Source organism: Desulfosarcina sp. (assembly GCF_041551955.1).
In the GTDB taxonomy this organism is placed as follows: domain Bacteria; phylum Desulfobacterota; class Desulfobacteria; order Desulfobacterales; family Desulfosarcinaceae; genus Desulfosarcina.
In genome coordinates, this window is the sequence record NZ_JBFELV010000120.1 from 1 (window position 1) to 12,392 (window position 12,392).

Annotated in this window: 11 protein-coding genes and 1 pseudogene; 5 read left to right on the forward strand and 7 right to left on the reverse strand. The window is 57.7% G+C overall.

The window, feature by feature from the left end; genetic code table 11:
* Window positions 1-201 (forward strand): annotated as a pseudogene (locus ABYV26_RS11135) (FAD-containing oxidoreductase); the annotation flags it as partial.
* A gap of 83 nt (window positions 202-284) precedes the next feature.
* Here ABYV26_RS11135 and ABYV26_RS11140 read toward each other — a convergent pair.
* The 7 genes from ABYV26_RS11140 to ABYV26_RS11170 all read right to left on the reverse strand — a co-directional run bounded on the left by ABYV26_RS11140 (window position 285) and on the right by ABYV26_RS11170 (window position 6,000).
* Window positions 285-1,160 (reverse strand): HDIG domain-containing metalloprotein, encoded by an 876-nt coding sequence (locus tag ABYV26_RS11140; RefSeq protein ID WP_372680987.1) that lies wholly within the window; start codon window positions 1,158-1,160, stop codon window positions 285-287.
* Window positions 1,161-1,186: 26 nt separating this feature from the next.
* Complete coding sequence (gene chrA, locus ABYV26_RS11145) at window positions 1,187-2,503, reverse strand: chromate efflux transporter (RefSeq protein ID WP_372680989.1); 1,317 nt, start codon at window positions 2,501-2,503, stop codon at window positions 1,187-1,189.
* A 122-nt stretch (window positions 2,504-2,625) separates the two neighbouring features.
* Window positions 2,626-2,937 carry a hypothetical protein gene (locus tag ABYV26_RS11150; protein WP_372680991.1) on the reverse strand — a complete coding sequence of 104 codons (312 nt, stop codon included), beginning with the start codon at window positions 2,935-2,937 and terminating at the stop codon, window positions 2,626-2,628.
* Window positions 2,921-4,201: an MFS transporter gene (locus tag ABYV26_RS11155; protein WP_372680993.1), complete on the reverse strand. Its 1,281-nt coding sequence runs from the start codon at window positions 4,199-4,201 to the stop codon at window positions 2,921-2,923. The genes ABYV26_RS11150 and ABYV26_RS11155 overlap by 17 nt, the downstream gene beginning before the upstream one ends.
* A 12-nt stretch (window positions 4,202-4,213) precedes the next feature.
* Entirely contained in the window at window positions 4,214-4,651 is a 438-nt protein-coding gene (locus ABYV26_RS11160) for a chromate resistance protein ChrB domain-containing protein (protein WP_372680995.1), read from the reverse strand.
* A gap of 33 nt (window positions 4,652-4,684) precedes the next feature.
* A complete protein-coding gene (locus tag ABYV26_RS11165; RefSeq protein ID WP_372680997.1) occupies window positions 4,685-4,969 on the reverse strand; it encodes a hypothetical protein in 285 nt (94 codons plus the stop codon).
* Window positions 4,970-5,019: 50 nt separating this feature from the next.
* Window positions 5,020-6,000 (reverse strand): chromate resistance protein ChrB domain-containing protein, encoded by a 981-nt coding sequence (locus ABYV26_RS11170; RefSeq protein WP_372680999.1) that lies wholly within the window; start codon window positions 5,998-6,000, stop codon window positions 5,020-5,022.
* A 285-nt stretch (window positions 6,001-6,285) separates the two neighbouring features.
* On the opposite strand from ABYV26_RS11170, the gene ABYV26_RS11175 reads away from it, so the two are divergent.
* The 4 genes from ABYV26_RS11175 to ABYV26_RS11190 form a co-directional block, all read left to right on the forward strand.
* On the forward strand, window positions 6,286-6,873 hold the full coding sequence (locus ABYV26_RS11175) for a TetR/AcrR family transcriptional regulator (protein ID WP_372681001.1): 588 nt from the start codon (window positions 6,286-6,288) through the stop codon (window positions 6,871-6,873).
* A gap of 202 nt (window positions 6,874-7,075) precedes the next feature.
* On the forward strand, window positions 7,076-8,230 hold the full coding sequence (locus ABYV26_RS11180) for an acyl-CoA dehydrogenase family protein (RefSeq protein WP_372681003.1): 1,155 nt from the start codon (window positions 7,076-7,078) through the stop codon (window positions 8,228-8,230).
* Between the two features lie 21 nt (window positions 8,231-8,251).
* Entirely contained in the window at window positions 8,252-11,539 is a 3,288-nt protein-coding gene (gene icmF, locus ABYV26_RS11185) for a fused isobutyryl-CoA mutase/GTPase IcmF (RefSeq protein WP_372681005.1), read from the forward strand.
* A 185-nt stretch (window positions 11,540-11,724) separates the two neighbouring features.
* The coding region (locus tag ABYV26_RS11190) for a beta-ketoacyl synthase N-terminal-like domain-containing protein (RefSeq protein WP_372681007.1) at window positions 11,725-12,392 on the forward strand (668 nt) is incomplete at its 3' end.

Here is a 12,392-nt window from a genome sequence, read left to right on the forward strand (position 1 = left end):
GGCAGCCATGCCGGTGATATGATCAGCGAGATCACCGTGGCAATGCAGAGCGGCATGGGGCTGGGCAAGCTGGCCAATGTGATCCACCCTTATCCGACCATGGCCGAAGCGATTCGCCAATGCGGCGACGCCTACAATCGCGCACGTCTCACGCCGACCATCAAAGGGTTGTTTCACCGTCTCATGGCCTTCAAACGATGAAGCGTTCCTGACGGCCAGGAAGCATCCGGTTGCTCAGCGAACTGAAGCGGCGCCGGTAATTTGATCAGGCCACTCAAGCTGGATCAGTCACTCATCCGGCCCTGGATTTCCCGATGGTAGCCCAGGTACCTCTCCAGCGTCCGATCGTTCTTCCCGTACTTGGGAATGCTCTGCAGAATTTCCTCGAAACGATCTTCGGCTTCTTTTTCCGATTTAATCGCCACGATTCCGTCCGTGATGATATCCACCAGGCGGTCGGCGTAGATGATGATGCGCTCTTCCAGGGTCCCCAGGGTGTAATCTTTGACCGGCAGCCCCAATTCGACAGCTTCCTCAGCGGTAAGCCCGCCGCGGATATGTTTTTCCATCACCGCGGTGACGGCCTCGGGCAAGCCCAAGGCCGATCCCATTTCAGCCCCCACTTTTCCGTGTTCAATCTCATGTGTCCTGGCCTTGCCCAGGTCGTGGAAAAGGGCGCCGCGTCCGACCAGCTCCATATCCAGGTCCGCGCGGATCCGGCCGGCGATCTCCAGGGCTTTTTCAGCCACCTTGACACTGTGGTCGATATCTGCTTCCGAGACGCCGGCCTGGCGCAGCCGGTCGACGTCGGCGGGGTGAATCGTGTAGGGCTTCGGCAGGACGGCCTGGACCGGTTGGCCATTTTCAATCCAAGCCTTTAGCCCGCCTTCCACCATCAATGCATCGAGGCCCTCCCGGCGTAGCCGGTCAACCACCGATTGGCTGACCGATCCGCCCTTGACGCAGTAGAGAACGATGGGCCGGCCCGATGGAAGATCCTTGACCCACCGGTCGATATTTTCGGGGTCGCACCATGTTGCACCGGTAATTTTCTGCGGTGTTGCCTCGTAGTCCGCCCTGCGGCGAACATCGAGCAGGACTGGCGCATCACCGGCGCCGAGCATTTTATTCAAGGTATGGATGTCGATGGACGACGTCATGGTTAATCCTCCTATTCGTTGGATGGTTAAACCACTATTTTCCAGACCACACCTGCCGCCGCCCCGATGGGCACCAGGTACTGAATGGGGAAATGGAATTTCTGAAGCAGTACCAGCGAGACAATGGCAGCGACCAGGGCAAACCCGTCGATTCCGGTCTCGGGCAGGATCACCTTGTAGCCGAACCAGACGGCCAGGTTCAGGATCACACCCACCACGGCGGCGGTGACGCCGGTAAGCGCGGCCTGGATGCGTGGGTTGCCGGCCATGGCCTCGATGAAGGGGGCGCCGGCAAAAATGAAAAAAAAGCATGGCAGAAAGGTGACATAGGTGGTGATCAGGGCGCCGAGAACGCCGGCGGTCAGCGGGGAGAGATCCCCGGGCAGGTTCCAGGCACCCACGAAACCCACGTACTGGGTCACCATGATCAGCGGCCCGGGGGTCGATTCGGCCAGGCCGAGCCCGATGAGCATCTGTTCGGTGCTGAGCCAGCTGTTGCCCACGGCGAAATCGGTGATGTAGGCCAGCACGGCATAGGCACCACCGAAGGTGACAAAGGCGGCCTTGGTGAAAAAAAAGGCGATCCGGGTCAGGGTGTCTTCGAGTCCGCGCAATCCCCACAGACTGCCCACCACCAGGGCCCACAGCCCGAAGCAGATGCAAAAGACCCGCAAGACATGGACGAAGGAGGGTGCGACGTTTTTTTGGCCGTTGACGGTTTCGGCCTCGACCACGCATTCGCGGGTCTGGGCATTAAAGGTGCCTTTGCAGAAGACCTGCGGCAGCCCGCGCTGCAGGATCAGCCCGCCTGCCGCCGCTCCGGCCACAATCAAGGGAAAGGGGACCTTAAAGAAAAAAATGGCGATGAAGGCCATGGCGGCAAAGAGATAGAGCAGGCGATGCTTGAGCGCCTTCTTGCCGATGCGCAGCACCGCCTCGACCACAACGGCCACCACCACCGGCTGGATGCCGTAGAACGCGGCAGCCACCGCCGGAATATCGATGTGGGCCACGGCGAGGTAGCTTAGCAGCAGCATGATGAAAATCGAAGGGATCACGAAAAGCGCCCCGGCGACGATGCCGCCCAGGGTTCCGTGCAGCCGCCAGCCGATATAGGTGGCCAGCTGCTGGGCTTCGGGGCCGGGCAGCAGCATGCAGAAGTTGAGCGCCCGCAGAAATTGGCTTTCACCGATCCATTTTTGCCGCTCGACAACCTCCTGGTGCATGATGGCGATCTGCCCGGCCGGCCCGCCGAAGCTGATAAAGCCCAGCTTGGTCCAGAATTTTAATGCTTCTTTGAAAGATACCGCTATGGACGGTTCTGGAACCGATTGTGTTGTCATGCACGCTCCTTGGCATTGGCCGATCGCGGACGGCTGACCCTTTCAGATGTTGCTGTCAACCATCACGTCGTGGGAATTGCGGTTGGCCGGAGTGACGATTTTTCCGGCCAACCGGTTTCAGGTTATGGGAGTGACGTTGACTGAACGACCTCGCAGCTGTCATCGGGGCAAAAGAGGTCAAGCCAGAGGCTCTTCTTGGCCTTGGGGTCCTCACAGAACACAGGGATCCTGACGCGTTCCGCTTCCGTAAAACACGCGTCATCCGGGCAGAACAGCTCCAGCCACACGCCCCTGTCCTCGCAGGTCTTCTCATATTCCTTTTCTTTTTCCGACAAGGTTTGGCGCTTTTCGTCCGCAAGCACCTCGGCGTGTTTAACGAAAACCCGCTTCCGTTTTTCTGTGTTGTGCGAATCGGTTTCATTGTGATGGGTCATGGTGGGCCTCCTTCCTATATATGGGCACCCAGATATCGCGGCCGAAAACCGCAAACCCCAGGGTGCCGATGATCCCGAAAACGAATGCCGTAAGCAGGTTCGTTTGCGGGCTGATTTGCCATAAAAACGCTCCGCCCAATGCGGCGAAAGCGACGAAACCATCCCGGATCAGATAATAGAGCCCGAACATCCCGGCCTTGCAGCCCTCCGGTGAGAGATCCATGATCAGGGACTTGCGCGTGGGCTCACCAAACTCCTTGAGCCCCCTCAGGACAAACGCCACGAGCAGCCATTCGAAAGAGCGACTGAAAAGCAGCACCAACGGAAACAGGGTGAAAAAGACGAAGGTGACCAGCACGAAAGGCTTTTTGGTGCTGCGGTCGGCCAGGTAGGCCACCGGAATGTAAACCAGAACCGCCGTCGCCATTTCGATGGTCGTCAACAGACCGAATTGCAAGGCCGATACCGGTGCCGTTATCACCTTCATACTCCAGACCACCACGAAGGCATAAGGGATCTGCTCGCAAAACCGGATGAGAATGTCGGTGACCAGCAGTCCTTTCATTGCCGGGTTCATCAGCCGGAGCAGTTTCAACGGATTTTTCTCCGGTGTCAGGTTGCAGGCATCGCCTGAAGACAGACCATCCGGCGTATCGTCTTCGATCATGCGTTGCTGCAGGAAAAGCGCCACGATGGACATGATCAGGGCCACGCCGAAGGCCAGCCGAACACCGTCACGCTCGCCCCATATGCCAATGAACAGACCGCCGAGCAGGGGGCCGAGCGCCATGGGGATGCGGCGCATCAGCGAATGCATGGTTACGCCCATGGTGCGTTTGTTCGTCGGCAGCACCTTGTACATCAGACTCATGGTGGCCGGCAGCGATATTGCCGACCATGAGATAAAGAGCACCGCCCCGGCCAGTACCGCCTGCCAGGCCGGGACCATGATCACCAGAGCGAACCCGGCCATGGCCACCAGGTTGAAGATCAGCAGCGAACGCTTAGTGCCCAGGCGGTCGGACAGGTAGCCGCCGGGAAATGAGTAGAGCGCCGACAGCAGGTTGTCCATGGCCTGAAGCAAACCGATGGCCAGGACGCCACCACCCAGAGCCAGCATGTAAATGGGCAGAAAGCGTTCGGCCATGCGTTCGCCCATGCCCACCAACACCACCATGGCCAGCACACCGACGGTGCTGCGTTGCAGGGCGAGAAAACCGGAGATGCCGGCAGCCCCGCCCGTTATGCGTTCACGAATGGGCATGCTGCGCTTCCTTTACGATTCGTTTCTGGCAGCATCCAGCCGGCACCAGGCATACAGCGCGTCGTAGACCTCGAACTGCCCGGCCATGTTTTGCCGGTCGTCCGGATAGCGCAGGCTGTAGCCCACGGCAATGGCTTCGAAACCGGCAGCCAACGGGTCGGCATCCAGACGATCAGTGTCGGCGGCGTTGATGATTCTGGCCATGCGCAACAGCGCCGTGTCAGTCAGTTCGTAATCTTCGATGATGGCATCGAAGGTGCACTGCGCGCCGCGATGATGTAGGTGGGCACCGGGCGTGTCGAAGGGAATCGCACCGGTCTGTTCGGCGATTTCCATCACCTTGCTTTTAGGAACGAACAGGAACTCGGCACCTGAATCGATGAACCGGGTGATCAGCCAGGGGCAGGCCACGCGGTCCACATGGACATGGGATCGGGTTATCCATTTCATGGAAATACTCCTTGGTCTAAGCCAAAGCGCCCGCTATTTCTTGGCTCCAAAATAGGTCAAGTTCTTGTCAATCAAGGCCTGGATGTCCTCGATGAGGTGGTTGAATTTGCCGTGCACGTCATCTGCAAGGTGCTGTACATACTCGCGAGCGGCTTCTTCACCATATTTATCTTTGAACATCTGGAAGGTCTCCGGGATTTTTGTGATATCGTGGCGCTCATCCTTATGCTGCGGATCATCGATCCATTCATGAACCTCTCGATGCCAGTTGTTGGTCCGCTGTTTGCTGATTTCGGCATGTTTTTCAATAGACGGCATGCGACATCTCCTTTACTTGAAAACGATTGTTCGTGTGCGGAATTTCCGCGTCAGGATGCCTGCTTTCCCTTTTGCCTCTGGAAATAGGCATACAGGTTTTCAACGAGATGCATCCCCAGTGTCATGCGCTGGTCATCATCCGGCTGGGATGCGGCCAGGCCTGTCAACAGGGCGTTGAGCCCGGCCGTTTCAGCACGATCGTATCGGGTGTCCTTCAGGTCGATGTCGTGTATCACTTCGGCCAGATGGGTAAGCCCCCGATCCTGGAGCCCAAAGCGCTGGATCATCACCTCAAATGTGCATCGATCCCCCTCGTGGGTGTACTCGCCGTCGAACATATCGAAGCGGATCTGGTCAGGCTCTGGGGCATGTGTATCTGCATCTACGAATTTGAAAACGGCTGACGGGTCAACAAACCGCCGGACCAACCAACCGCAGGCGATACGGTCCACAAAAAGGTTTTTGCGCGTCACCCAGGTTTTGCCGCGCAGGCCGTCGAGCGTGTGCATGGCGGCGCTTTCATTGGACGACTGCCCGGATAGGCGTGCCGTCAGGTCCTGGATTAATATTTCAGCAGTCCCGCGCTCCGGGGCTTGGAAAAAATCGATGGCCGCCACCTCATCAAAACGACGCTGCAGCTTCGATACTTGAGCCGCTCCCTTGACCGCCGGGTCCTGGGGATCGATCTCTCCTGTTGACCAATCGGTGAGCAGGGTGTTCGCATCCTGGACGATCTTTTGATAATCCGTCTGGCGTGCCGTCTGAAACAGGGCGATGACCTGTTCATCGGTCAGCCCCGCCACAAAGCGCACGTCGCCGATCGACCCATCCCCCCCGCCGGCGACGATCTCTTTGAGCGTCCAGCTTAAATCCTCATGAGATTGCTCTGAACAGGGCATGACATAGACCGACTGTTTAATGGCAACGGCCCCTACCTGCTGCAACCGCCGCCAGATTTTAACCCTGAGCGCGTTTGGCTTAGGGGGGATCTGGTGAATCAACAGCAGCCAATTTTTACTTTGCTGGGACATCTTGCCGACCTCTATATCAACTGTTACGCAAAAAATGTATCAACTGTTACATCTTGTCAAGCACGACCGGTAAATTTTTTCGACAGAACAACCTGAAAAAAGATCTTGCCCATTATATATTTGGTGTTGACAACACCGATCGGTCTGAACTAAAAATATGACTGAGCGTTCGCTCGGATTCTTAATTAAAAGTACGAAATAAACAGTTTTTTCAAAATGTTGAATATGGTTGAGAAAAAACACGAAAATAACGGAATCCCGACACAGGTCAAAAACCAGGCATTGGTGACACAACGCCGGCGGCAGATCGTGGATGCGGCGGTGAACCTGTTTATCGAGAACGGATTCCACAAGACGACCACCCGCCAGATCGCCCAGGCGGCGGGCATCTCCATTGGTTCGCTCTACGAATACATCGCCACCAAGGAGGATGTCCTCTATCTGGTGTGCGATGCGATCCATGCGGAGATCGAGCAGGGGGTGGCCGAAGCGCTGAACCGGGCCAAGAAGGGCAAGAATCCCCTGGCCGAGGTAATCCGCGAATACTTCATGGTCTGCCATCGCATGAACGATCACATTTTGCTGATCTATCAGGAAACGCAATCGCTGCCAGGCAAGTGGCAGCGGGTGGTGCTGGAAAACGAAATCCGCATCACCGGTATCTTCACCGGTGTGCTGGCCCGATTGATGGCATCTGGGGACCTGCCCCGCATCTCCCCGAGACGATTGGACCTGGTGGCTCATAATATCTCGGTGCTGGGGCACATGTGGACGTTCCGGCGATGGTTTCTGGCCAATCATTATGGCATCGACGAGTATATCGATTTTCAGACCCGAAGTATCGTGGGCATGTGTCGTGAGAATGCAGTTTGACGAGAAGGGTTCAAGGGGCCGAGGGGTCAAGTGTCCAAGGGGAAAAACGAAAAAAAGTGCGTCAGGGGTGATATCGATCTTGGACGGGATGATGATGCGTCGCGGTAAGCGGTGATTTCGAATCGCTTGACCCCTCGACCCCTCGAATCCTTGAACCCTCGTATAAACGGTTACCAATATTAAATAATGCAGGAGGGATGGAATGGAATTTGAGCTCAACAAAACCCAGAAGGACATTCAAAAGGCGGTCAGGGATTTCGTCAAAGGTGAGTTTGACAAGGAGTTGGCCTTCGAGCTGGAAAAAAAGCATGAATTTCCCCGCAAGATCTGGAAAAAAGCCTGCGACCTGGGGTTGCTGGGGGTTCATTTTCCGGAAAAATATTCCGGCCAGGGACTCGGTTCGTTAGAGGACATCCTGGTGATCGAAGAGCTGTGCCGCGGCGATTCCACCATCGGCAGCGCCATCGCCCTGGCGCCGTTTGCCTCGGAACTGATCATGCACTACGGCTCCGATGAACAGAAGGAAAAGTACCTGCCGGCCGTGGCTGAGGGTGAAATGCTCTCCGCCGGTGCCTTCACCGAACCGGACCACGGGTCGGACATCACTTTCATGAACACGACCGCTGTCAAGGACGGCGGTGAATGGGTGGTCAACGGCGGCAAGACCTTCATCACCAATGGCGGGCTGGCCGGATTTTACAGTGTGCTGTGCCAGACCGACCCCGACGCCAAACCCGGCTACCGTGGTCAGAGCCTGATCCTGGTGGAAGCGGATCGACCCGGCCTCTCCACCGCCGACGTAGGTGAAAAAATGGGCATCCGCATGATGGCCACCGCCGAAGTGATATTAAAGGACGTGCGCGTTCCCCTGACCAACCTCATCGGTGAAGAGAACAAGGGCTTTTACCATGTGCTGCACTTTTTCGACGAGAGCCGCATCCAGGTGGCCGCCCAGGCGCTGGGCACCGCCCAGGGCGCCTTTGACCGGGCCCTGGCCTACGTCAAGCAGCGTGAGCAGTTCGGCAAGAAAATTGCCCAGTTCCAGGTCACCCAGCACAAGCTGGCCGACATGGCCACCAAGATCGAGCTGGCGCGCCTGATCACTTACAAGGCTGCCTGGAACTTCGACCAGGGCCGCATCGATCCCAAACTCACCTCCATGGCCAAAATGTATGCCGCCCGCACCGCCGTGGAAGTGGCCGACGAGGCCATCCAGCTGCTTGGCGGATACGGCTACATGACCGAGTACGAGGTGGAGCGATTCTATCGTGATGCCAAGATCACCGAGATTTACGAGGGCACCAAGGAGATCCAGAAGAATACCATCGCCAGCGCGTTGATCGGCAAGTTGAAATAGCCGCACCCCACAGGAGGACGCATGAACGATCGCATCCAGGTATACCGGCCCACGAACAACGTCCGGGTCGTCACGGCGACATCCCTTTTCGACGGCCACGATGCCTCCATCAACATCTTCAGACGCATTCTGCAGAGCACCGGCGTCGAAGTGATTCATCTCGGCCACAACCGATCGGTAAAGGAAATCGTCGACGCCGCCATCGAAGAAGACGCTCAGGGCATTGCCATTTCAAGCTACCAGGGCGGCCACCTGGAGTTTTTTAAATACATGGTGGATCTGCTTAAAGACGGCGGCGCCGGCCACATCAAGGTGTTCGGCGGCGGCGGCGGCGTCATCGTTCCCGAAGAGATCAAGGAGCTGGAAGCGTACGGTGTGGCCAAGATCTACACCCCGGAAGACGGAACCCGCATGGGGCTTCAGGGAATCATCAACCACATGGTCCAGCTCATGGACTACTCCCGTGTCGATGGCGTAAATTTAGACCTGACCTGTCTGGACGCGGACAACAAGCTGCTCACGGCCAACCTGATTACGGCCTTGGAGCAGGCCAAAGCCAAGGAAAACGGCCATCTGGCCAAGTTTCGGCAGGAGCTCAAAGCCAGGATCGGCGAGCGTAAAGTGCCGGTGATCGGCATCACCGGCACCGGTGGCGCAGGCAAGTCCTCTCTCACCGACGAGCTGATCCTGCGTATGCTTCATGACCTGAAAGAAATCCGCATCGCCATCATCAGTGCCGACCCGTCGCGCAGAAAGACCGGGGGCGCACTGCTGGGCGACCGCATCCGCATGAATGCCATCAACAACCCCCGGGTCTATATGCGTTCCATCGCCACACGGCGTTCTCATACGGAGATTCCCGATGCCCTGGAAGAGGTGATCGATGTGGTCAAGGCGGCCGGATACGATCTGGTCATCGCCGAAACCGCCGGCATCGGCCAGGGTGATTCCCACATCATCGATCTGGTGGACCTCTCCATGTACGTCATGACCAGCGACTTCGGTGCCGCCTCCCAGCTGGAGAAGATCGATATGCTCGATTTTGCCGACATCGTCGTGGTCAACAAGTTCGAAAAGCGCGGTGGTGAGGATGCGGTTCGCGATGTGCGCAAGCAGGTGCAGCGCAACCGCAATGTCTTCGACCGGTTGCCCGACGATATGCCGGTGTTCGGCACCATTGCCTCCAAATTCAACGATGACGGCGTCACCGCCCTTTACCACGCCCTGCTGGACGGTATCCGGGAGAAGACCGGCGTGGCCTTCGAATCTGGTCTGCCGCGGCCCGACACCAAACAATCCACCTCCAAGACGATCATCATCCCACCGGAGCGTACCCGCTACTTGGCGGAGATTGCCGAAACGGTCCGAGCCTATCATCGCGACACCCAAAACCAGGCCGAGGCCATGCGTCGGGTGTGGCACCTGGAGGAGACGGCCAAAGCACTGGCCGATGAAGGTATCGAGGGAGAAACGGCCGACTTGCTGGAACGGCTTAAAGGCGAAATCGACAAGGCGCGCGCGGCCCTGGCCGATGAAACGGAAAAATTGGTCAAAGGATGGGAAAAGACCCGCGCCGATTACTCCGGTGACGAACTGGTCTATACGGTCCGAGGTCGGGAGATCCGTGCGCCCTTGCACAGCGAATCGCTCTCCCACCAAAAGATCCCAAAGATCTCTCTGCCGCGCTTCACGGATCCCGGTGAAATCTACAGCTGGCTGCGGCGCGAAAACCTACCCGGCTACTTTCCCTTCACCGCCGGGGTGTTTCCCATGAAGCGGATGGGTGAAGACCCCACGCGCATGTTTGCCGGCGAAGGCGACCCGGCGCGCACCAACCGGCGATTCAAGCTGCTGTCGGCCAACAGCGAGGCCAAACGCCTCTCCACGGCCTTTGATTCGGTGACCTTGTATGGCTACGATCCGGACCGCCGTCCGGACATCTACGGCAAGGTGGGCAACTCCGGGGTGAGTGTCTGCACCCTGGATGACGTGAAGGTGTTATACGGTGGTTTCGAGCTGTGCGCCCCCAACACCTCGGTTTCCATGACCATTAACGGGCCGGCGCCGATCATGCTCGCCATGTTCCTCAACACGGCCATCGATCAGCAGGTGGACAAATACACGCAAGAAAAAGGGACGCCACCCTCTGCGGAAGCATATGAAAAAATCAGGGCCATGGTGCTCGAGAATGTGCGTGGCACCGTTCAGGCGGACATCCTCAAGGAGGACCAGGGCCAGAACACCTGCATCTTCTCCATCGATTTCGCCCTGAAGATGATGGGGGATATCCAGCAGTATTTTATCGACAACAACGTGCGCAATTTCTACTCGGTCTCCATTTCCGGCTACCACATCGCCGAGGCCGGGGCCAACCCCATCAGCCAGCTGGCCTTTACCCTGGCCAACGGGTTCACCTACCTGGAGTACTATCTCTCGCGCGGCATGCCTCTGGACAGCTTCGCACCCAACCTCTCTTTTTTCTTCTCCAATGGCATGGACCCCGAGTACACTGTCATCGGCCGGGTGGCCCGCCGTATCTGGGCCGTGGCCCTTCGGGAGAAGTACGGCGCTTCGGTGCGCAGCCAGATGCTGAAATACCACATCCAGACATCCGGGCGCAGCCTGCACAGCCAGGATATTCAGCTCAATGATATCCGGACCACCCTGCAGGCCCTCTGCGCCATTTACGACAACTGCCAGAGCCTGCACACCAACGCCTTCGACGAGGCCATCACTACGCCCACGGAAGAATCGGTGCGACGCGCGCTGGCCATTCAGCTGATCATCAACCGGGAGTGGGGGCTGGCCAAAAACGAGAACCCCTACCAGGGCAGCTTCGTCGTCGACGACCTCACCGACCTGGTGGAAGAGGCCGTGCTCATGGAGTACGACAAGATCACCGCCCGCGGCGGCGTGCTGGGGGCCATGGAAACCGGCTACCAGCGCAGCAAGATCCAGGACGAGTCCATGTACTACGAGATGCTCAAACACACCGGTGAATACCCCATCGTGGGCGTGAACACCTTTAGGGACCCTCATGCCGACGGTGCCGATCTGCTGGAAGGGGCCTCGTGCATCGATTTGGCCCGCGCCACCACCGAGGAGAAGGAGTCCCAATTAAGCCGCCTGAACGATTTTCAATCGCGCAACGCGGATCGGGCGCCTGGGGCCCTGGTGCGGCTCCAGAAGGCGGCCCTTTCCGGCGGGAATATCTTTGCCGAGCTGATGGAAACGGTAAAGTGCTGCAGCCTGGGGCAGATCACCGGCGCGCTTTACGACGTGGGTGGGCAATACCGGAGAAATATGTGATAAAAAAGTGTTAAGTGAAAAGTTTTAAGTGTTAAGAATGAGGCATTCTATCTGTTTAAAAAATTCGATTCAATCCGCTGCTTAACACTTAACCACTTAAAACTTAACACTGCTTCCAACATGCGCAGTTTGATGATTTCGGGATCTGCCATCCCGCGAAAACGTATCATTAACAGGAGAATAACATGAAAGAACCTGTAATTGTCAGCGCCGTACGAACTCCCCTGGGCAGTTTCAACGGATCGCTGGCCGGCATCGGCGCCACCGACCTGGGAGCCATCGTGATCCAGGAAGCCATCCAGCGCGCCGGCATCGAAAAATCCGAGGTGAACGAAGTTCTCATGGGCCAGGTGCTGCCCTGCGGTTACGGTCAGAATCCGGCCAAGCAGGCCGCGGTCAAGGCCGGCCTGCCCTGGGAAGCCGAGGCCATAACGGTAAACAAGGTCTGCGGTTCCGCCCTGAAAACCGTGATGCTGGCCGCCCAGGCCATCCAGACCGGAGATGCCGAGGTGGTGGTTGCCGGCGGCATGGAGAACATGAGCATGGCCCCCTACTACTTGGAAAAAGCGCGCTTCGGCTACCGCATGGGGCCGGGCCAGTTGCAGGACTCCATGATCCACGACGGCCTGTGGGACCTCGTCAATGATTTTCACATGGGCATGTCCAACGAACTGTGCTCCGAGCGCTACCACGTCAGCCGGGAAGACCAGGACCGCTATGCTGCCGAATCCTATCGCCGGGCACTCGATTCGATCAACGGCGGCCGCTTTGACAAAGAGATCGTGCCCGTCTCCGTTCCCCGGCGCAAAGGCGAACCGATCCGCTTTGCCAAGGATGAATGCGCCCGTGAAAC